17 protein-coding genes are annotated in these 20498 nt (G+C 58.9%); 7 read left to right on the top strand and 10 right to left on the bottom strand.

The genetic code is table 11. The features are described 5' to 3' along the window. Positions 1-67: 67 nt before the first annotated feature. Positions 68-5353 (bottom strand): dermonecrotic toxin domain-containing protein, encoded by a 5286-nt coding sequence (locus ACCD00_RS14470; RefSeq protein ID WP_413425468.1) that lies wholly within the window; start codon positions 5351-5353, stop codon positions 68-70. Positions 5354-5598: 245 nt separating this feature from the next. On the opposite strand from ACCD00_RS14470, the gene ACCD00_RS14465 reads away from it, so the two are divergent. Then, complete coding sequence (locus tag ACCD00_RS14465) at positions 5599-6726, top strand: sensor histidine kinase (RefSeq protein WP_413425466.1); 1128 nt, start codon at positions 5599-5601, stop codon at positions 6724-6726. Positions 6727-6864: 138 nt separating this feature from the next. Here ACCD00_RS14465 and ACCD00_RS14460 read toward each other — a convergent pair whose 3' ends face one another. After that, positions 6865-7170, bottom strand: a complete 306-nt coding sequence (locus ACCD00_RS14460) for a chaperone modulator CbpM (protein ID WP_413425464.1) — start codon at positions 7168-7170, stop codon at positions 6865-6867. Positions 7171-7197: 27 nt separating this feature from the next. Beyond that, the gene (locus ACCD00_RS14455; RefSeq protein WP_413425462.1) at positions 7198-8142 is read right to left on the bottom strand and encodes a DnaJ C-terminal domain-containing protein; all 945 of its coding nucleotides are present in this window, start codon (positions 8140-8142) and stop codon (positions 7198-7200) included. A 304-nt stretch (positions 8143-8446) separates the two neighbouring features. Here ACCD00_RS14455 and ACCD00_RS14450 point away from each other — a divergent pair, with 304 nt between their 5' ends. After that, a complete protein-coding gene (locus ACCD00_RS14450) occupies positions 8447-9721 on the top strand; it encodes an Hsp70 family protein (protein ID WP_413425460.1) in 1275 nt (424 codons plus the stop codon). A gap of 136 nt (positions 9722-9857) precedes the next feature. Here the strand turns inward: ACCD00_RS14450 and ACCD00_RS14445 are convergent, their stop codons facing one another. From ACCD00_RS14445 to ACCD00_RS14435, 3 genes are all read right to left on the bottom strand, one after another. Then, on the bottom strand, positions 9858-10871 hold the full coding sequence (locus tag ACCD00_RS14445; protein ID WP_008016836.1) for an AI-2E family transporter: 1014 nt from the start codon (positions 10869-10871) through the stop codon (positions 9858-9860). Between the two features lie 170 nt (positions 10872-11041). Next, complete coding sequence (locus tag ACCD00_RS14440; protein WP_111284342.1) at positions 11042-11350, bottom strand: PsiF family protein; 309 nt, start codon at positions 11348-11350, stop codon at positions 11042-11044. 64 nt (positions 11351-11414) lie between these two features. After that, positions 11415-12209 carry an AraC family transcriptional regulator gene (locus ACCD00_RS14435; protein ID WP_413425457.1) on the bottom strand — a complete coding sequence of 265 codons (795 nt, stop codon included), beginning with the start codon at positions 12207-12209 and terminating at the stop codon, positions 11415-11417. 97 nt (positions 12210-12306) lie between these two features. On the opposite strand from ACCD00_RS14435, the gene ACCD00_RS14430 reads away from it, so the two are divergent. Further along, positions 12307-13194 carry a DMT family transporter gene (locus ACCD00_RS14430; RefSeq protein WP_413425455.1) on the top strand — a complete coding sequence of 296 codons (888 nt, stop codon included), beginning with the start codon at positions 12307-12309 and terminating at the stop codon, positions 13192-13194. A 118-nt stretch (positions 13195-13312) separates the two neighbouring features. Here the strand turns inward: ACCD00_RS14430 and ACCD00_RS14425 are convergent, their stop codons facing one another. From ACCD00_RS14425 to ACCD00_RS14415, 3 genes are all read right to left on the bottom strand, one after another. Next, positions 13313-14203: an esterase/lipase family protein gene (locus ACCD00_RS14425; protein WP_413425453.1), complete on the bottom strand. Its 891-nt coding sequence runs from the start codon at positions 14201-14203 to the stop codon at positions 13313-13315. A gap of 106 nt (positions 14204-14309) precedes the next feature. Beyond that, the gene (locus ACCD00_RS14420) at positions 14310-14615 is read right to left on the bottom strand and encodes a DMT family transporter (RefSeq protein WP_413425451.1); all 306 of its coding nucleotides are present in this window, start codon (positions 14613-14615) and stop codon (positions 14310-14312) included. Beyond that, positions 14616-15254 carry an FMN-dependent NADH-azoreductase gene (locus tag ACCD00_RS14415; RefSeq protein WP_413425449.1) on the bottom strand — a complete coding sequence of 213 codons (639 nt, stop codon included), beginning with the start codon at positions 15252-15254 and terminating at the stop codon, positions 14616-14618. Between the two features lie 110 nt (positions 15255-15364). Here ACCD00_RS14415 and ACCD00_RS14410 point away from each other — a divergent pair, with 110 nt between their 5' ends. The 3 genes from ACCD00_RS14410 (at position 15365) to ACCD00_RS14400 (ending at position 18003) form a co-directional block, all read left to right on the top strand. After that, the gene (locus ACCD00_RS14410) at positions 15365-16279 is read left to right on the top strand and encodes a LysR substrate-binding domain-containing protein (RefSeq protein WP_413425447.1); all 915 of its coding nucleotides are present in this window, start codon (positions 15365-15367) and stop codon (positions 16277-16279) included. A gap of 188 nt (positions 16280-16467) precedes the next feature. Beyond that, entirely contained in the window at positions 16468-17238 is a 771-nt protein-coding gene (locus ACCD00_RS14405) for a hypothetical protein (RefSeq protein ID WP_413425445.1), read from the top strand. A gap of 78 nt (positions 17239-17316) precedes the next feature. Beyond that, positions 17317-18003 carry a hypothetical protein gene (locus tag ACCD00_RS14400; RefSeq protein WP_413425443.1) on the top strand — a complete coding sequence of 229 codons (687 nt, stop codon included), beginning with the start codon at positions 17317-17319 and terminating at the stop codon, positions 18001-18003. Positions 18004-18077: 74 nt separating this feature from the next. Here ACCD00_RS14400 and ACCD00_RS14395 read toward each other — a convergent pair whose 3' ends face one another. Beyond that, positions 18078-20147 (bottom strand): AsmA family protein, encoded by a 2070-nt coding sequence (locus ACCD00_RS14395; RefSeq protein ID WP_413425441.1) that lies wholly within the window; start codon positions 20145-20147, stop codon positions 18078-18080. A gap of 76 nt (positions 20148-20223) precedes the next feature. Between ACCD00_RS14395 and ACCD00_RS14390 the strand changes: the two genes are divergently transcribed. Beyond that, positions 20224-20498 (top strand): hypothetical protein (locus ACCD00_RS14390; RefSeq protein WP_413425439.1); only part of this gene is annotated, 275 nt, incomplete at its 3' end.

Below are 20498 nucleotides of genomic sequence, written 5' to 3'. Positions count from 1 at the left end.
CTGTCCGCTGTGCAAAAAAAGCCTCGACGCCAAGGCTCACTCCCTTGGCTCGAGGCTTCATGTGCACTTAAACCGAATAGTCGGGATCAATCGTGAACGGGATATCCACCCGTTGCAGTCCCGCCCGGTCCATCGCCTGCTGGGTGAGTGTGCTCATCTGTGCCTTCATTTGAGTGTCGATGTCACTCAAGGCTTGGGTGTATTGCTCCTCGGTCATGACACGGCCAGGAGCGAATTCGTTTTCCGGTCTTCCGGCCTTTACCGCCAGCGCCTTGATTTCCACCTCCAGCTCAGCCTTCTGCGCAACAGAAAGGCCTGTTCCTTCAGTCCGTCTTTGCAAGGCATCGTATAAGTCCGTAACGACGTCGACACGACGCTTGAACCCGTTCAGGATTTCCTCGTACTCACTCTCCAGCCAGTTTCTCCAGAGCGGTTGCTCGAGGATCCGCGCACGCAGCAGATCGCCTTCCTCCAGGGCGGTGATTCGCTGGAATGCCGCCTCGATCATCTCCTTTGTCACCCCGGCAATATTGCGAAACTGCATGCCACGCGCCTGCCACGGCAAATCCAGGCGCTCGGCAAGTTCCGTCATGTACGCCAGGTGAACTTCGACCTCGTCGATGGTGCCGCTGACGTTCCCTTGAGCGTCGACGCGCGTGAAACGCTCGCCCGCCGCCAACCGTTCAGCCACTCGCTGGCGAGCAATGGCTCCCAGCTCACCGAGCCGGGATTTGCCCCGCGCCAGTTCGAGCAGTTGAGGCTCAACCAGATCCGGGCGGATCAAGTCGTAGGCTTCTTTAACGAGCACCTCTACCCCCATGGCGTTGAACAGCTGCGTACCGCCATCCACACACTGCGTGGGTGTCGCAGCCTCGCTGAAGAGCTTCGTTCTCAGCTCAGTGTCTTCGGCCATCGCCTCCAGCATTCGCCAGACTTTAGCCGTCAGCTCCTTGCGATATAGACCGCCAGCCCTGAAGTCGGCGGATTGGGTGAGCCGGTTGATTTCGTTGAAAAAGGACTCCGAATGAAACTCATCTTCAACCGCATTCCATATCTGTTGATTGGCCCGCCACTGCGCCTCTGAAATTCCTTCCCCCCATTCGGAACTGTCCACCGTGCCCATCGGCGGATACGGCCGCTCAGGGTCCATGCCAACCGACTCGATATACAGCTTGAGGGTCTCCAGATTTTCCTCGGAGAGCCATTGAGGTTCACGGCTGATGAATGTGCGCGCCAGCAATTCGGCGCGGAACGAACCCGGTGCGACTTGCGGAATCTGATTGATCGGATTGCTGCGCAGATCCATGAAAATACTGCGCGGACGTGGCTGGGAAAACAGCCCGACCGGCCAACTGCTCAACCCTGTTCCGTTCAGTCTTACTACTTGCAGATGAGGCATCTGGCTGATGTCGGGGGCGAGTCTCAATGGATTACCTTGCAAGTCCAGCCATCTGAGTTGAGTCATGTGTCTCAGCCGCGCTACCGCCAGCGCATCCAGTTCAATCATGTTGTCGTTGAGGACGAGGTGGGTGAGATGGCGCATATCACCGATCCCCTGCGATAGCCGGGTCAAACGATTGCCTTGCAGATTCAGGTGACGCACCTGGCGAAATGCCTGCAGGAAATGCTCCTCGCCCGGACCGATGCCGGCGTTGCGCAAACCCAGGCCGGTGACGTGATCGAAATTGGCCTCCAGCCTCGGAAGTGTCGCCAGGTGCTGCCCCAAGGGCATGCCATCCAGCACCAGCGCTTGAGGCGCAATAATGCCCGGCACCTCAACCCCTCCGGGCCCGGTTCTCTGCCAGCATTGCCTGAGCGCCTGATAGACCTGATTGCGCGAGTTCCACTCTGCCACGCCTGCCGGGCTGAAACGAAAAGACTCGGTTGGCGAGTTCATCCAGCGCTGCATGGTTGCGTTGAAGCGGTTGAATTCGGTTTCAAGTGCTGTCAGTCGTTGGCTCGCAGATCCGCCGTTCTGCTCGAATTGCTCCAGCAGTATCCCGACCTGGTCGTTGCTCAAGCCTGGATAGAGCGATGTCGTCCGACGCTGCAGCAGTTCCCGTTCAGGCGAAAGTCGCGCATACCCTGGCATGCCACCGCGAAGACGCATGACTGCCGGGTCGTACGCCGGTTTGCGAATGGGGTTTTCCAGAAGAATCCGCTCAAGCTTCTGGCGCGCCAACGGTCGCGCTCGCACCAGCCTTTCAAGCCTTGCTGCCTCATGGATTTCGAAGTCCAGGGCTGTTCGTTGCGAATCCGGCAACGCATGCAGCACCGCGGCATACACATTGTCTGCGCCGTGCAGGTGTTGATCTCTGTCGTCCCGTGCTTCGTATTTACCATCCTCCCCCAGGATCAGCACTTTGCGGATCGGTGCGTCGACAGGGCCAATACTGTCAATCAAGGCTCCCCCGAATGAATACTCACGAACCTCCACACGCACATCCCCCGGCCAGCCCGGCAGAGCCGCCAGGGAATGCAACTCCAGACGCGCAGTGTCAGCGCTGTGCAACCCGTCGAGGTAAAGGCCTTCATAGGCCCGTGTCATCCGCAATTGTTCGGCGGCCTCCCGGGCCTGTTGAGCCAGCCGCAATGGCACACGTTTCTTTTCGGTCAGGTGTTGCATGTCGCAAGGGTGCGCCTCACCCAGCAGCTCTTGCGCCTGGCTGACCGAGATATCTGCAAAATCGCCCTTGAGCAGGTTCACCAAAGGATCGTCCGAACGGGTCCGACGACGGTACAGAAGGTCGAACAACTGCCGCTTGCGCTGGCGTACTTGTGCCGCCCATTGCTCACGCAATGCCTGGGCACGCTTCTGTGCGTCACCGGATAACCACTCGTCGAGCAGTTCGCGAAGCTCCCGCTCGTCCAGGAACCCCACCACACGCTCGGGCAGCGCCCCCGCCAACAAGTCCGACCAGGTCATCTGCAACGTATTGGCCGCTGACGCCCCGGCATAGCCTTCCTTGATCGCGGCCCCTGTCAGACCCGGCCCCTGGAAGACCTCAATGGCCTTGTCACTGGGCCAGCCGTCCATTTCGGTCATGGATCGCACGGCGTAATCGGCCCATTCCTCACCGATCCGGTTGGCCAGAATCTGCTCTGCGCAAGCTTGCGCATCGGCAAGGGCCTTGAAGCGCTTGAGGGTATCGGCCAACAGCGCCGGAGGGGTCTCGTGTTCGACGTGAAGTCGGCGCAGCACATTTTCGTGCACGCCGCTGGCGGTCATAACCTGCTCAAGGGTTTCATCGGAGAGTCCATCCACCGAAGCGCCCAGACGCCTGAGTACTTGCTCCTTGTCCCATTCGAGTGGTTGATCGAGTTCGGTTTTCCAACTGCCGGCACCGTTGTGCTCCACCCGCGGCTTATACGCATCGGCGCGAGTCGGGTGTTGCAGCCGATACCGACCAGTGTCCGGGTCCTGCTTGACTTCGTAGTACTTGTCGTCGAGCCGCAGCAGGTCCTGATCCTGATGACGGTACAGCCCTGTGTCACTGGCCCTCGCCCCATCGGGCAATGCGATCGATCGTTCATAGGGACCGAGGTCAGGGCTCCATAAACGCCCCTTGTCGCCGATCTCCACGGGTTTGAGACCCTCGACAAATGACGAAGGCTTGATTGCAGTCGGAGCACCACCGGGCAGTACATGCCCCGCGCCCATGGCTGCCAACTGCGCAAAATTGATCAACACGTCATTGAAGTATCTGCCGGCCTCCTCCTTATCTCCCTTGCTCCAGTCCTCGATGCCCTCCGTTACCTCGGCAAGCATTTGCGCGACCATGACGCCGAGCATGGCCTCGCCCAGACCCGGCACCAGCATTGCGGTGAAATTGAAGATGTTCCAGCCAAGTTCCAGGTAACTGGTCAAGCGCTTGAAGCGGGCTGTCGCATCTTCATCACCGGTGGGCACCGCAATGACCCTGGCGTCGGCGATGGCCTTGTTGCGACGTTCGATAAACAGCGTTACCCACAGATCACCATCGATCGCATTGGTGACAGGTTCGGCATTCGGGTTCTCGACTGCGGTTTCACGCCACCATGGCCCCATATCCAGCGGTTCGCGTTGATGCCAGGTGAAAGTCTTGAAGCGTTCATTGGCGCGGGCGAAAAAACGTCCCTTGTCCTTTTGTGCCACGAACCGGCTGAAAAAGGCCTGGTAATCCGTACTCAGCAGTTGACCGATCAGCGTCTTCATAAATTCGGTCAGCGACGAATACTCCTTCAAGGGATGGTCTGGATCATCCGGAATATAGGCAATCAACGGGCCGGACAATCGGCTCTGATGGTAGATATCTTCATTGCGAGCCAACTCTTCGGTCACGCCCTGGGGACCATTGGCAAAGAATGCTTGCAACAGCTTGTATTGCTCGTACGCCTGGTTGGGTAACACAGGGACTCGGTGCGACCATTCCAGCCAGAATTTCAGCTCGGCGGGGGTCAACGCATCGATGGTCCGTTTGATCTGCGACGGCTCGCTGACCGCACTGAACAGCACGATGCCGGTCATCCTGAACCCCATCAGCGACAAGCGGTGAGGCAGTAACGGGCGTTGATACAGGGTGACTCCCGGACGACCTTCAGCCACCTGACGGAGCTTGCCATACGCGTGATCGCTGATATCGCCCTTCAATCTTGCGATCAGTGCCGCCACTTCAAAGGCCGCTTTCTCACTGGCGACTGCACCTTGCTGCAAGGTCTGCCGCGCCGCGGCGCTTTCGGGCAAGAGAATGGACTTGAGGTGTTGCTGATACTGCCCGCCGATGTCCAGGCTCCGGCATAGCGACGTGAACCTTGGCAACGTGATCGTCGGGTCGAGCGCAAGGCCGCCGTATTGGTCCTTGCGATAGATACCAGCCGTGTTTCGCCATGCGCCTTCGGTGGTTTCCGATTCCTCGAAATTATGCAATGCAGCTTCGAGCAGTGTGGAGCGCCGCACGCGACTGCCACCTGTATCAATTCCAAGAATAATAGTGATCGGCACATCAAGCTGCACAGTGAACTCATTGATGTTCACATCGGTATTGAAGTTCGTCCGCAGTGCGGTTTTGATCAAGGGTTCGGCAAATGTATTGATGTCGTGCTGCAAGTTACCCAGGGTCTTGTCCAGAACGCCTTGCAAGCGCCATCGCTCGTTAATCAACTGCTTCAGGTACTGGCGGTCAATGTGTCGCGCGGCGCTGTACCACTCGGGTATCTGCGGCTGCAAACCTTCTATGGTTCTCAACCTCGATATCGATGCATCTTTAACAGCGCTCGGTACAACATCCAATACACGACTGTAATGAACGCCCCTGTTTTCCGTGCGTAGACTTCCAAAAGTTTCCAGCGTATTGCTTCCATGCAATTCAGCCATTTTAAATTTCCTTGATGACCGGATAAGAGCCAACAGCTTATTCAATGTGACCTTGAATAAAAGACCAAATAACTGTTGAGCCGATCCCCTTTGAAGCACCGCACAGTTCGAAAATCAGGGCTGTTTCAATATATAAGTACCACCCTGGAGGCTCCCGTTCATGGCACCGGGCGCGCGCTCTTTTTTTCGTGAAAGGCGCTAATATGCTTCTGGCTGTTTTCCAGCCAATGCTCAGGGGACCTGACATGCGCCTTTCCGAATTCATCGTGCAGCGCGTTGATTGCATCGTCGATGAGTGGGAGCAGTTCGCCAAAACCATCACCCCGGCCGCCGAATTCATGGACTGCGTCGCCCTGCGCGACCACGCGAAATCGATCCTGCTGGCAGCGGCGCGGGACATGAGCAAGCCCCAGTCCCCCACTGAACAGGCGGCCAAGGCCTGCGGCGAAGGCCCGGAAAAAACCCCAAGCCTGGACCAGGCCGGCGCCAGCCACGGCGAACTGCGGCACACCGTGGGCTTCGACCTGGTGCAGATGACCAGCGAATTCCGTCACCTGCGCGCTTGCGTGATCCGCCTGTGGATCAACAGTCTTGAGTCTCCCGACATGGCCAGTTTCCAGGACATGATCCGGTTCAACGAAGCCATCGACGAAGCCCTGGCCGAATCCACCGCGGCCTATGCCGAACAGGTCAACCGTTCGCGGGACATCTTTCTGGCGATCCTCGGTCATGATCTGCGCGCGCCTCTGCAAGCGGTGAGCATGTCCATCGAAATGCTCCTGCGCAAAACCACTCTCGAGGGCGATGCCCTGACCTGTGCGACCCACATCCAGCGCGGCACCCGGCACATGGCGGTGATGGTCAGCGATTTGCTGGAACTGGTGCGCAGTCGCCTGGGCAAGAGCCTGCCGATCGATCCGGCGCCCATGGACCTGGCCGATGCAGTACACGCAGCCATCGCCGAGGCCTGCGCCGGCAATCCCGCATGCGATCCGTCCCTGAAAACCGTGGGTGATACCCGCGGCATCTGGGATGCCGGGCGACTCCAGCAACTACTGCAAAACCTGATCGGCAACGCGCTGCAACATGGCTCGAACAAACACGACGTGACCGTGACCCTGACAGGCGAGCCGGAAACAGTTCGCCTGACCGTTCACAACTACGGCCCCCCCATTCCCGAAGATGCCATCGGCACGATCTTCGATCCGATGGTGCGCAGCGCCGACGAAGAACTGGGCCAGCCTTCTACCAGCCTTGGGCTCGGCCTGTTTATCGTCAAGGAAGTGGTTAATGCCCATCAGGGCACCATCGAGGTGAGTTCCAGCGAGGCGGCCGGAACACTGTTTACCGTGGTATTGCCCAGGAACGTTTAATACCTGGCGACCGCGTTATCGTTCTTCGTCGGAACGCCGCCCGGAGCAAGCCCGCTCCCACATGGACGGTGAACATCCGGTGGGAGCGGGCTTGCTCGCGAAAGCGGTCTGACAGACCAGGCAAATACAACAGAACACCTACTCGACCAACAACCGCCCCAATCGTTGCTTGAGCATGCGGTTCTCGGCCCGCAGTTGCTGGACCTCTTCGAGCAGATCCAGCGCCAGGGCGACGCCTTCCCATTCCAGGTCAAGGTCGCGCCGCAGCTTGGCGGCGCGCTTGGCCAGGGTCAGCTCGTAGTCATTGAAACGCCAGTCCTTGGGCTGAGCACCCTGAGGTTCGAGGATGCCGTGTTCGACGATTTCGATCACGTAGACGGCCGACAGCTCGGTCGCCTCACAGAATTCTGCCATGTCCAGTTGAACGTTCAGGGGACTGCTCATTGTCAGTGTCTCCTTGGTTCCAAGGGATCAAAAATGCTCTCGCGGGTCGAACGCGGCTTTTTTCGCCAGCTCCTGCCACAGGGCCTTGATGTCATCGTCGGATTTCTTCGGCATCACCGCTTTCAGTTGCACGAACAGGAACCCGCGCTCACCGGCCTTGTTCATCAGGCCATGGCCCTTGGCGCGCATGCGCTGGCCGTTCTGGCTGCCGGCCGGCACCTTGAGGTTGATCTTGCCGGTCAGGGTCGGCACGGCGACTTCGGTGCCCAGCGCCAGCTCCCACGGTGCCAGTGGCAAGGTGATGATCAGGTTCTCGCCTTCGACGTCGAATTTCGGGTGCGGAGCAAAACGGATCGTCAGGTACAGGTCGCCATTGGTCCCGCCACCCACACCCGGCGCGCCCTGCCCCTTGAGGCGAATGCGCTCGCCGTCGCTCACGCCGGCGGGGATCTTCACGTTCAGGCTTTTGCTGGTGTTGCTTACATGCTGGCCGGCCGCGTTGTACTGCGGCACCTGAAAGGTGACCTTCTTCGACTCGGTCGACAGTGTTTCTTCGAGAAAAACCCCAAGTTCCATTTCCACGTCCTGCCCTCGACGTCCGGTGCTGCGACGTGACTGTCCACCACCAAAGCCTGGCCCACGGTTGCCGAATATCGAACTGAAAAAGTCCGAGAAATCGCCCGTGTCCTGGCCGCCGCCACCGAAACCACCACGGCTCTGCCATCCCGGTGGTCCCTGGAACGGCTGGCCATGCTGGCCATAGCGGCGCAAATCATCGTATTCGGCGCGTTTGTCGGCGCTTTTCAGCGCTTCATAGGCTTCCGAAGCGTCCTTGAACTTGGACTCGGCATCCTTTTCCTTGCTGACGTCAGGGTGGTATTTGCGCGCCAGCTTGCGATAGGCGGCCTTGATCGCCTTATCGTCTGCGGTCGGCTCCACACCGAGAATCTTGTAATAGTCTTTGAAGTCCATCGCGGGAATCACCATCCGTTATCAAATCGCGCCACAGGCCACAGGCCACAGCATGCGCTTGTTTGCAGCCATTGGTCTGACCGATCTCAAGTTTGTGACCGGGCGGCGCAGCAGAAGTTTATCGGCAGCAGGCGGGGCTTGTTGCGAGCACTCCCGCGGCTGTCCGGTTGATGCAGGGTAGTTTGGGGGGAATGCCCCATCTTTCAAGGCATTGTTTGCGAAGAATTAGCAGATAACCGGCCTTCGAATCTGGCGCGCTCTGACATACACTGCGCGGCCGTTTTTTAACCGGAACCTGAAAGACATGAACAACGCATCTCCAGCCCGTGCCGTGGGTATCGACTTTGGCACGTCCAACTCCACCGTCGGCTGGCTGCGCCCCGGCATGGAAACGCTGATCGCGCTGGAGGACGACAAGATCACCCTGCCGTCAGTGGTCTTCTTCAATATCGAAGAACGCCGCCCGGTGTACGGCCGGCTGGCGCTGCACGAGTACCTGGAAGGCTACGAAGGCCGCCTGATGCGCTCGCTCAAGAGCCTGCTGGGTTCCAAGCTGATCAAGCACGACACCAGCGTCCTGGGCACGGCGATGCCGTTCAAGGACCTGCTCGGGCTGTTCATCGGCCAGCTCAAGAACCGTGCCGAAGCAGCCGCCGGTCGGGAGTTCGAAGAAGTGGTGCTGGGTCGGCCGGTGTTTTTTGTCGATGACGACCCGATGGCCGACAAGGAAGCCGAAGACACCCTGGTCGATGTGGCGCGCAAGATCGGCTTCAAGGAAGTCTCGTTCCAGTTCGAACCGATTGCTGCGGCATTCGACTACGAGTCGACCATCGAGAAAGAAGAGCTGGTGCTGATCGTCGACATCGGCGGTGGTACGTCCGACTTCTCCCTGGTGCGTCTGTCGCCGGAGCGTCGCGCTGTGGATAACCGCCAGGATGACATCCTCGCCACCGGCGGCGTGCACATCGGCGGAACCGATTTCGACAAGCAACTTTCGCTGGCCGGCCTGATGCCCCTGTTCGGCTATGGCAGCCGGATGAAGAGCGGCGCCTACATGCCCACCAGCCACCACATGAACCTGGCGACCTGGCACACGATCAACTCGGTGTACTCACAGAAATCCCAGCTGGCCTTGGGCAGCATGCGCTACGACATCGAGGACACGGGCGGCATCGATCGCCTGTTCAAACTGATCGAGCAGCGCGCCGGGCACTGGCTGGCGATGGAAGTGGAAGAAACCAAGATCCAGCTGACCCACGCCGACAGCCGCCACGTGCCGCTGGACCGCATTGAAGCGGGCCTGAGTGTGGACTTGAGCCGTGCACTGTTCGAGTCGGCCATCGACAGCCTGCTGGAGCGGGTGCGTAACAGCGTCACCCAACTGCTGGCAAACGCCGACGTGCGGGTCGACCAGGTCGATACGGTATTCTTCACCGGCGGTTCGAGTGGTATCCCGGCGCTGCGCAACAGCGTCTCGGCGATGCTGCCGAAGGCGCGGCATGTGGAAGGGAACATCTTTGGCAGTATCGGCAGCGGTCTGGCGATCGAGGCTGCAAAACGCTACGGCTCGATGGACTGATCCGAAATCTGCGGTGCGCCCTTCGCGAGCAAGCCCGCTCCCACATTCAACCGAGTTCCTCTAGATGGAATACGCTCAAATGTGGGAGCGGGCTTGCTCGCGAAGGCGCCAGATCAGGCAATAAAGATCCAGCGGATCAAACCATCCCCACCTGCTTCAACTCACTCTTCAGATACGCGTAGTAAATCGGCCCCGCCACCACCCCCGGCAGGCCGAACGCGGCCTCGAACACCAGCATCGCCAGCAGCAACTCCCACGACTTGGCACTGATCTGCCCGCCGACGATGCGCGCGTTGAGGAAGTATTCGAGCTTGTGGATAAAAATCAGGTAACCCAGCGCCGCCACGGCGACCCAGATCGACAGCGATAGACCGACGATGGTGATCAGGGTGTTCGACATCAGGTTGCCGATCACCGGCAGCAGGCCGAGCAGGAACGTCAGCACGATCAGGGTTTTGGTCAGCGGCAGCTTGATGCCGAACAGCGGCAGGATCACCGCCAGGAAAATCCCGGTGAAGAAGGTGTTGAGCAGGGAAATCTTGATCTGGGCGAACACGATGTTGCGAAACGCCTGGACCAGCAGGTGCAGGCGATCGAACAGCGCCGCAGCCAGCGGCTTGCGCTTGGTCAGGTCCGGCACACGCTGCAAGGCAATGATCGCCCCCAGCACCATGCCGATCAGCAAGGTCACGAACATGTGCGCCGCGTCCTTGCCCACCAGTTGCAAATCGCTGAGGTGCTTGCTGACCCATTCGCCGATTGCCACGCGAAACTCGGCGGCACTGGCCGGCAGATAGGCGTCGATGAACGGCGGCAGTTGCCCGCGTGCACGGTCGACCACCCCCATGAACTTGTCGAGGGAAGCACCTGGGTTTTCCGCTTCGTGCAGCAGAAAACTGATGGCGCCGGCAAAGATCAGCGACAGTACGCTGACAATCAGAGTCCCCAGCAACGCCACTGCCAGCCAACGTGCACGTCGGCCTTCAATCAGTCGTTGCAGTTGCGGGGTGAGCATGTTGACCAGTTCGAACACCAGCAACCCGGCGAGCAGGCTGGGCAGCAACCGCAGCGGCAGGACCAGCAGCAACCCGCCAAAAATGATGACCCAGCTGATGACCAGCAAAACTTGACGCTGAGAAAACGTTGGCATACAGCCTCAAAAACGAACGGCATAAAAAGGATTGGCAGTCTGCCAGCGATCCGGTGCGAGCACTAGGGATTGTGTGGGGCGACCTTGGTCGGGGGCTGGGCAAATTGTGAAACTCCCCAGTCAGCCCATACAACGCCGCTCCCACACTCGACTGAGTTGATCCCTGTGAATTATTTTTTCTTCAGGCAATCACTCATGAACGCCTTGCGCTCATCCCCCTTGAGGGCCTTGGTGGCGGCGTCGGCATTGCAGGTTTTCATTTTCTCTTGCTGCGGCGTCAAGGCTTTACCGGCATCGTTTGCCGCCGGAGCGGCCTTCAGGCAGGTGCTCATGAAGGCTTTGCGCTCGTCGCCCTTGAGGCTTTTGGCCGTGGCGTCGGCGTTGCAGGTGGTCATCTTTTCCTGTTGGGCTGTGGCGGCGAAGCCTTGGGAACAGAGCAGCAAACCGATCATCAACAAAGGGACACGCAACATCTTCATGGAGTTTTCTCCTTGTTGCCACACCGAGGGGCGTGGCCTCGTACTGGAGTGTAGACAACCCCTGTTACACCTTCCTGTTCTCCAGATGGCTGCGTCGATACTGCTCCGGCGTGCACCCGGCCTGGCGCTGGAACATTGCGATAAACGCAGAGCCAGTGCTGTAGCCCATGTCGAAGGCGATTTCTTGAATGCTTCGCGGGCTTTCCAGCGCTTCGATTGCCGCCAGAAAGCGCAGGCGCTGGCGCCACTCGCCGAAACTCATGCCCAGTTCCCGCATGAACTGCCGTGCCAGCGTGCGCTCGCTGACATGGATGCGCGCGGCCCATTCCGACAGCGGCCGGTTATCCCCCGGCTCGGCCTGCAACGCTTCCAGGATCCCCAACAGTCCGGGGCTGCTGGCGTACGGCAAATAGCACTCGTGCACCGGCGCCTGTCGTAGCTGGTCCACCAATACCTGGGCCAGACGCTGATCGGCAGCCTGCTCGGGAATTTTCACGTCCCGAGCCGCGAAGTCCTTGAGGATCGCCTTGAGGATGTCGCTGATGGCCAGGGTGCAGGCTCGCGACGGCAGATCGGTGCACACCTTGGGCGCCAGGCACACGGCGCGGTAGTTGACCGGTTGGTGACTATAGAAACTGTGCTCGATCTGCGGCGGTACCCACACCGCGTATTGCGGTGGCGACATGAAGCGGCTGCCCTCGACGTCCATGTGCAGCACGCCATGGGCTGCATATTCCAGCGTCCCCCAGGGATGTCGATGGGGTGCTGCGTATTCGTGGGCGTCGAAATCGGCGTAGCGGAAGTACACCGCCGACGGCAGTTCGCTGAAGTCCAGCAGGTCGATGTGTTTACTGCTCATGCTGTCCGTCATCAGGGGCGGGTTGTCTGGTTCGAAGTATAGGCTTGCATCCAGACAAGCGGATAATTGCCCCTCATTAACGTTCTGGTTTTTCCCGATGCAATACGCTTATCCCCTGCTGGCCATTTTTATCTGGGCCGGCAACACCGTGATCACCAAAATGTCGGCCGGGGCGATCTTCCCCGCCGAGATCGGTTTCTACCGCTGGCTGCTGGCCGGGTTGCTGTTCACGCCCTTCATGCTCAAACCGGTGCTCGCCCATTGGCCGCTGATCCGACCGAACCTGGGCAAGATCCTTGTCCTCGGTGTTCTCGGCATGGCGGTCTATCAAAGCCTGGCGTACTTCGCCGCGAGCCTGACTACGGCCACCAACATGGGCATCATCCTGTCGCTGATGCCGCTGATGTCGCTCGCCATGGCAATCATCAGCCTCGGCCAGCGCCTGACCATGGGGGCCCTGGCTGGTGCGGTGCTGTCATTCACCGGTGTCCTGGTGGTGGTGTCATCCGGCAGCCTTGGCATATTGCTGGAGCACGGGGTCAACCTGGGCGACGCGATGATGCTGATCGCCACCCTGGCCTACGCGGTCTACAGCACCCTGTTGAAAAAATGGCAGCTGAAACTGCCGCCGCTGGTGCTCCTGTATTTGCAGGTACTGGTGGCCGTGGTGGTGCTGTTTCCGCTGTTCCTCGCCTCACCGAAAGTCGGCGCGACCCTGCAGAATATTCCGCTGGTGTTGTACGCCTGCCTGCTGGCTTCGATGGTCGCGCCGCTGGCGTGGATGCAGGCCGTGGTGCGTTTGGGTCCGAGCCGGACCACGCAGTTTTTCAACTTGCTGCCGTTGATTACCGCATTGATTGCGGCAGTGGTACTGCATGAACAACTGGCGATGTATCACCTGGTGGGCGGAGTGTTGACCTTGGGCGGGGTGATTGTTTCCGAGCGTTGGACGACGGTGTTGGGTCGCAAGGTCAGTGTTGCCTGAGCCGCCGCCTTCGCGAGCAAGTCGAATCGTCGCACCGCCGCTCCCACATTTGGAATGCATTCCCCTGTGGGAGCGGGCTTGGTCCGGGCGGCGTTCCGACGAAGAACGATAACGCGGTCTAGACGCCTTCCGCCGCCAGCCGCGCCGCATGCTCGACAAACAACCTGATCGGCTCGGCCCCCTTGCCCACCAGCCCCAGTGACTGGTTGACGATATCGAAGTGATCCAGCGGATACTCATCGCCAATCACCGTCCCCAGGTGCGAGCTGTAGCGCCCGACCATGCCGTCGCAATGCCCGGCTTCGCAGACGAAGGTTTTGGCGAATAACCGGCAACTGCGGTTGGTGCCATCCAGCAGGTTGCGCCCGCGATCGGTAATGCCCGGTTGCAATGTGCCGGACCAAGAGTAATAACGCACGCCGTTGACCTCTTCCGGCCCGTGACCGCCCCAGATGTCGGGCAGCCCCTGTGGATAACGCTGATTGAACAGCGCGACGCCAGCGGTGGTGAGGGAGTGGTGGGACGCATGGATATCCACCGGTAGCTTCGGCCCGCGGTAACCGGTATCCAGCCACCCCATCAGCGCACTGATAATCCGCAGCAAAAAGCACAGCAACCGGCCACGCATGCTGTCATGGGGATAATGCTCGTGCAGGTAATCGGCGAGTTCCGAACCGTGATTCGGCCCCGCAACCGAGGTCACCGAAGCGATCAGGTCCGGACGCTTTGCCGCCGCATAACGGGCGGTCAGCGAACCCTGGCTATGGCCGATCAGGTTGACCTTGCCGGCCCCGGTTTCCCGCAGGATTTCCTCGATGCGTACCAGCAGTTGCTCGCCGCGCACTTCGTTCGAATTAAGCGGCGAGACCTGCACGGCGAACACCACCGCACCACCACGGCGCAATGCCTCGACGATCCCGTACCAGTATGGATAAAGCACCAGGCGGATAAACCCGAGCATTCCGGGTACCAACACCAGCGGATAGCGCGGGGCAGAACCTTGCGACATGGGTGGACATCCTTGTGGTCGGAGGGTGACGCAAGGCGGAAGCAAGACATCCGCCAAGCATCACCAGCGAAGATGACAACTCGACGACAAGTCTATGTCATCCACCCTACTTCAACCCCGCCACGCCCGCCACGATCAGCCCGACCGAGACCAGTTTGATTGCGGTCAGGCTTTCACCCAGCAGCGCGAAACCGAGAAACACCGTGCCCAGCGAACCGATGGCGGTCCAGATCGGGTATGCAATGCTCACCGGCAATTCGCGCATGGCCAGGGTCAGGAAGTAGATCCCGCCCACAGCGGCCACCACAGTGATCAGCGAAGGCCAGAGCCGAGTGAAGCCCTCGGCGTACTTCATGCCCATGGCGAAGGTGACTTCGAACCCGGCGGCGATCAGCAGAAACAGCCAGGCCATCTAGAACTCCCCGGCCAGCGCCAACAAGCGCCGCTCAGCCTCGGCGGCGGAGATCTCAAAGGTGCGTTCGGCGGACTCTTCACCCTCGACGGCCACCACGGTGACGTCCGTGATGCCGATGAATCCGAGCACCGTGCGCAATAGCGTGTCGGCATGGTTCATGGCTTCCAGCTCGCCTCCCGGACCAAAACCAAAGCCGCCACGGCTGGTGACGATCAGGGCTTTTTTGCCCTGCACCGACGGTTGGTACTGGGCCACGCCATTGTCCAGGGTGTGATCGAAGGTCACCCCGACGCGCACGATCTGATCAATCCAGGCCTTGAGGCCACTGGGCACGCTGAAGTTGTGCATGGGCGTGGAAATCAGCAACACATCGTGGCCCAGCAGTTCGCCGACCAGCTCGTCGCTGAACGCCAGGTCGGCCTGCATCGATAATGGCCGGGCATCAGGCTCGGGGTAAAACGCGGCGGCCACGAATGCTTCGTTGACCGGCGGTATCAGCGCCCGACCGACTTCGCGCCGGGTCAACTGTGACTGTGGATGACGGGCCTGCCAGGCCGTCAGAAACACTTCGGCCAAACGGCGCGAGTGAGAGCGTTCACCACGTGGACTGGCATGAACGGCAAGAATTTTACTCATCTGAACCTCCTCAAGGACTAAACTCAAACGGCTTGTGGCTTGCAGCTTGAAGCTGTCAGCTGCGCCTCTTCAAATGAGCAAAAATCATTCAGGATGAATCCATTTCATCCGTGGAGCTTTCAGTGTTCGCCTCGCTACCTTTGACCGCCCTGCGTGCCTTCGAATCCGCCTCACGCCTGTTGAGCTTCAAGGCTGCCGCCGAAGAACTGTCGGTCACCCCGACGGCGGTGTCCCATCAGATCCGCTCCCTGGAGAGCTGGCTCGGCGTACCGCTGTTCGAGCGCCTGCCACGCCAGGTGCGCCTGACCGAGTGCGGTGAACGGTTGTTCCAGAGCCTGCACGGGGCTTTCCTCGAAGTGGCGCAAAGTGTCGACACCCTGCGCCCGCAACGCAGCAGCGCCAACCTGACGGTCTCCACCACCGCTGCCTTCGCCGCGCTGTGGCTGGTGCCACGGCTGGGACGCTTCTACGCCCGGCATCCGAACATCAACGTACGTCTCGATACCCACTGCGAGGTCATCGATCTGCATCAGGACGCCAGTGTCGATCTGGTGCTGCGCTACAGCCTCGACGACTACCCCAACCTGTACGGCCAGTGCCTGTTCGATGAGTCCTTCGGTGTCTACGGTTCCCCCGAACAAGTGGCCCTGGCGTCGAGTCGTGCCCCGACGCTGATCAGCGTGCGCTGGCACAACTCGAAGCTGTATGCCCACGGCTGGGAGGCCTGGTGCGCTCGCTCCGGCGAAACCTGGTCGAGCGGCCGGCCCGCCGTGCGCGAATACGACGAAGAGCATTACGCCCTGCAAGCGGCGATTGCCGGGCAAGGTCTGGTGTTGGCAAGCAATATCCTGGTGTCGGAAAGCGTGGCCGGTGGTCTGTTGCTGCCGTACCGGGGAGAAATCCAGGTCGATGGTGCTGGCTATAGCGCACTGTGCGTCCCGGGACGCGAACGTCATCCACCGGTTCGGGCGTTTTTTGCGTGGTTGCGTGAGGAGGCATTGTTGTCCGGGCATGCGGTGCGCTGATCAGGAAACGAAAACACTACATACTTTCGCAAGTCACAAGACCATTTAACCCGACACCACCGCATTAAAACATTTAAAGCACAATAAAACCTGAAGTTACAAACCCCAACTAGACTTTAAAAAAAACTAACTTACTCTAACAACCACAGCCAACCGGCTGTTTAAAAAACAAGTAAAGGATTACTTTCATGCTACTTGAACAACGACTTGAATTTATTGATTCCCTGCCAACCTTTCCAGTCACCACACAGCGCTCGCTACTTGAACTGCCTGAGTCCCCTGAAAAGCCTGAGCACGATATCGACAAACCAACTGCCAGCGTCATGCCTAATACTATCGATGCATTCCTGCCCGGCGTTTCGCAGGTAATCATCGACGATGTCAACTTGTGCAAATTAGTCATGCAAAATGCCGCCACCAAAAATTTCCCCGAAGACGCGCAACTTTTCGAGTGGTATCGTTACTATGTTGACGGCCTGAGCAAGCTGGGTTGGGTGACTCAAAACAGGAACATCCAGGAGGTCACTATCAAGAGAGCCGCCCTGACGATGGATCAGGTTGCCTTGGAAGTAGCAGCAGGATTGATTGGCGCCAGTGCTGCTCAAATTCTCGCCGGGGTTGCCAAAAAGGCAGTTGAGGCGGTGCAGAACAATCCCGGTGCCATTAAGATTTTTGATAGCTACAAAAAGCTCGGCGCTCAGACAAAATTCGACATCGCGCCGGTCTGGGTTGATAACAGCGGGCAAGCGAACATGCTCCTCAACTGCATCGCCATGGATGCCAGGGAAAGCACCCATGGCATTCTGTTCTGGAAATCGACCAAGCAGTCCACCACGATAAAATCGGGCGCCGTACGCACTTACCTGGACACTAAGGTCTTTTCCGGCTTGCGTGAAAGCCTGTACGAAAAATTCAGCGAAAATGGCAAGAAATTCATTGCTGACCTGCCTGACTTCTAACAGTCGCTGATACGTTTAAATCGGCAAATACTTGCCGATTTAAACAACTTCCCGCGTACACGTCGCGATGGAAAAAACATGAAAAAAACAGTCTCTGATACCTGGCTTGTCAATGGCAACATTATAATTTTTTGCGGCCCGCACACTGACAGTTTCAAAAACGATATTTTAACATCCAGTCTGTTCGGTGAATTGGTGGCGGAACAAAAAAACAGCCCCCGCGCAACTTCGTGGTCCACCTATACAGATACAGTTATAAAATTTGGCTGGATTGTTAATAACCGAGCGACTCAGCAACTCGAATTTGAAAACATAAACCTGTCGAGTGTTGTGGAACAAAGTGCCGGGAGTGCCCTTCCACAAGACGAACGACAAGCGCTCGCCATTGCCTTGGCCCAATTGGTCAACCTCCCGGGTGATTCACCGGCAATCAGGGCAATCGTCGAAAAGCTGCAAAAAAACGCTATTGTGAGCACCACCACGGACACACCGGTTTCAACGGCTGTTCTGCTGACGATTATTCGCAACGACAAAACCGTGGTAACCCTGCAAGTGGCGTTCGAAACGCTTCACGAGATTTCCATCGATATTCTCGAGCAGCCTGTCTTGAGCGCTGACAACGACCGTCAGACCAACAGCTGGCTGTTGTGCAGCTTACTGGATGAGCGCCACTACAACCTGGTAAGAGCCGATGTCCTCAAGAAATTGGGGCGCAACATTGAAACAAGGCTACTGCAAATTCCTGTACCCGCCGACCTGGATTGAAAGCCTGGACAGTGCACGACGTTCAAGCGCCCCCGAATCGAAGGCTTGCGGCGCTTGAACACTGTTTGCACGAATCAGTTTTTGACGGTCTTGGGCACCTTGCCCGCCTTCATCTGCTCCAGCAACGGCGCGCATTGATTCGGCTCGCCCCCACTCGGTGCCACCAGCGCCAGCAACCCTGCCGCCGGCGCGGCGATCACGCCCAGCGCGACCATCCCGGCTCCGCGCAGCATCAACGGCACGGCCTTGACCCCGGCATCGGGCTTGATGAACTTGCCGCGCACATACAGTGGCGAGCGCAGTGAAAGCAGGCGCCAGCCCTTGGATTCCGGGGTGATGGTCAGGTCCAGTTGTTCAGTCGCCATGTTGGCGGTGCCGTCGATGTAGATGATCGCGTTCTCGGTGTCGAACACAAACAAGCGGGTACTCGCCAGGCCGGACTGGATACCGAAGTCAGCGGCCGCGCAGTTGATCTTCACTTCCTTGTCGCCAAAGATCTTGCCAACCACATAGTTGCCGACGTTCAGGCCCGCCAGCTCCATCAGTTCGCGACTGATTGCGCCATCATTGATCAGCATTTTCAGATTGCCATTGGCGCTGCCCAACAGCTTGGCCACCGAATTGCCGCGACCACTGATATCAGCGTCGCCGTTGAGTTCGCCAAAACTGGTTTTCATTGGTTCAAAGCCGGGGAACAACTGCTTGAGCTTGAAGCCCCGCGCGGTGAGTTTTGCCTGGCCCTCCAACGGCTCGGCATGGCCGTTCAGGCGAATCTGCGCATCCAGCTTGCCGCCAGCTACGCCGAAACGCAGCGGCTCGAGACTGAGCACGCCATCGGTGAGCACCAGATGGGTGTACAGGTCGTTGAATGGCAGTTTTTCGCTGTGCACGATGCGCTTGCCGGTGAACTCGACATCGGCGTCCATATCGCGCCAGCGATCGGTCTTGAACTCTTCGACCGGCAGAACCTTGTCCGCCGGTTGTTTGCTGTCACCGCCACGGGCCTTCTGTTTGGCGTTGGAGTCGGCACCAATCAGCGGCGCCAGATCGGCGAACAACAATTGATTGGACAACAACGAGCCGCTGAGTTTTGGTCGTGGCTGGCTGGCCACGTAAGTCAGGTTGCCGTGGATGTCGCTCTCACCGACCTTGCCGTTGAATTCTTCATAGCGGAACACCGCGCCACCGGCCTCGTGCAACCTGGCAATCAGGTGGCCGTCGGTGGCATAGGGTGGCGTGTCCGGCAGGGTTACGCCGGTCAGCGGATAGAGGTTGCCCAGGCTGGTGCCGGCCAGTTTCAGGCGCAGGTCCAGGGCGCCGAGATTCATCGGATCGGTCAGGGTACCGGCCAGTTCAACGCTGGAATCGCCGATCTTCAACTGTGCCTGAAGCGGAAACGGCCGTGCTGCGTCCTGCAACGCCAACAGCCCGCCAATCTTGCCCTGGCCCGCGAGTTTCTGGCCGTGGTACTGGCCGTTGACCTTGAGGGCGAACGCATAATCCTGGGGTGACGAGCCCTTTTCCTGCGCGGCTTTCGCCGCTTTGTCGCCGACGATATCGCTGAACGGAACCGGTTTGCCCAATGGATCGATCAGCACGTCGAGTTGAGTCATCAGGCTCTGGTCGTCGAGGATGACGTGGCCCTTGTCGAAGCCGATCGCGCCGATATCCACCCCCCAGCTGAAGGGCTCGGCGTTCGGGTCTTTCGGGTCGAATTTGAAGGTCCAGTTGGCGCGCCCGTCAGCCAGGCGTTGCAGGTGGGCATTCGGCTCGGTGAGATCGATACGCGGGATCACCACCCGCTGCGCCAGCAATGCCAGGGGAGAAATACGCAGTTCTACCCGCTTGAGGGTGACCATCTGCGGTTGCTTTGACCAATCCGGATTGCCCAGGCTGAGGTCCTCGGCCACCACGTGGGGCCACGGAACCCAGGCGCGCCAGCCGTTTTCATCGGGTTCGGTCTGCCAGGCCACCGACAGATTGCCGTTGATGGCAAAAGCGCGGTGCAGTTCTTCGGAAACTTTGGCGTTGAGTGGCGCTTTGATCCGGTTCCAGTCGAAGAACACGATGATCAGCACCAGCACCACCAACAAGGTAAGGAAAGTGGAAAGGGTCCAGACAAACGTCTTTTGAGTGCGCGTCATTGCACAAGGCTCCTGATACGACCGGGCGCCCCGACTGCGACGCACATGTGAAACGGGGAACCGCAAGCGGCTCGCCATGAAGTCTACGACTGATAAAAACCCGCCAGGTTTAATCGACAGACAGTTTTCTCAAAGTCAAACAATGACCAGCTGGTCAACCAGCGTTACCGACCCCGCACTTTTGCATGTCACAGGTGAGTCGAAAATACCCACATCGGTGCAAATCAACTCGCCGGAAACGCCCGGCCTAGAGCCTCCGCAGCAAACAATCAATTCCGTTGATTATTACCATTGCGTTTATGAACTTTTATATCGACTTATCGAGAGTAGCATTGCTCTCGTACCCACTTT

The organism is Pseudomonas sp. Pseusp3 (genome assembly GCF_047304225.1).
Classification (GTDB): Bacteria; Pseudomonadota; Gammaproteobacteria; order Pseudomonadales; family Pseudomonadaceae; genus Aquipseudomonas; species Aquipseudomonas fluorescens_CD.
The sequence above is the reverse complement of the archived record's forward strand: the minus strand, read 5'-3'. Positions and strand labels throughout refer to the sequence as shown.

Bases quoted from the DNA above. Each gene is read 5' to 3' on its own strand.
- ACCD00_RS14470 (WP_413425468.1), bottom strand. From the start codon at position 5,353: ATGGCTGAATTGCATGGAAGCAATACGCTGGAAACTTTTGGAAGTCTA.
- ACCD00_RS14465 (WP_413425466.1), top strand. From the start codon at position 5,599: ATGCGCCTTTCCGAATTCATCGTGCAGCGCGTTGATTGCATCGTCGAT.
- ACCD00_RS14460 (WP_413425464.1), bottom strand. From the start codon at position 7,170: ATGAGCAGTCCCCTGAACGTTCAACTGGACATGGCAGAATTCTGTGAG.
- ACCD00_RS14455 (WP_413425462.1), bottom strand. From the start codon at position 8,142: ATGGACTTCAAAGACTATTACAAGATTCTCGGTGTGGAGCCGACCGCA.
- ACCD00_RS14450 (WP_413425460.1), top strand. From the start codon at position 8,447: ATGAACAACGCATCTCCAGCCCGTGCCGTGGGTATCGACTTTGGCACG.
- ACCD00_RS14445 (WP_008016836.1), bottom strand. From the start codon at position 10,871: ATGCCAACGTTTTCTCAGCGTCAAGTTTTGCTGGTCATCAGCTGGGTC.
- ACCD00_RS14440 (WP_111284342.1), bottom strand. From the start codon at position 11,350: ATGAAGATGTTGCGTGTCCCTTTGTTGATGATCGGTTTGCTGCTCTGT.
- ACCD00_RS14435 (WP_413425457.1), bottom strand. From the start codon at position 12,209: ATGAGCAGTAAACACATCGACCTGCTGGACTTCAGCGAACTGCCGTCG.
- ACCD00_RS14430 (WP_413425455.1), top strand. From the start codon at position 12,307: ATGCAATACGCTTATCCCCTGCTGGCCATTTTTATCTGGGCCGGCAAC.
- ACCD00_RS14425 (WP_413425453.1), bottom strand. From the start codon at position 14,203: ATGTCGCAAGGTTCTGCCCCGCGCTATCCGCTGGTGTTGGTACCCGGA.
- ACCD00_RS14420 (WP_413425451.1), bottom strand. From the start codon at position 14,615: ATGGCCTGGCTGTTTCTGCTGATCGCCGCCGGGTTCGAAGTCACCTTC.
- ACCD00_RS14415 (WP_413425449.1), bottom strand. From the start codon at position 15,254: ATGAGTAAAATTCTTGCCGTTCATGCCAGTCCACGTGGTGAACGCTCT.
- ACCD00_RS14405 (WP_413425445.1), top strand. From the start codon at position 16,468: ATGCTACTTGAACAACGACTTGAATTTATTGATTCCCTGCCAACCTTT.
- ACCD00_RS14400 (WP_413425443.1), top strand. From the start codon at position 17,317: ATGAAAAAAACAGTCTCTGATACCTGGCTTGTCAATGGCAACATTATA.
- ACCD00_RS14395 (WP_413425441.1), bottom strand. From the start codon at position 20,147: ATGACGCGCACTCAAAAGACGTTTGTCTGGACCCTTTCCACTTTCCTT.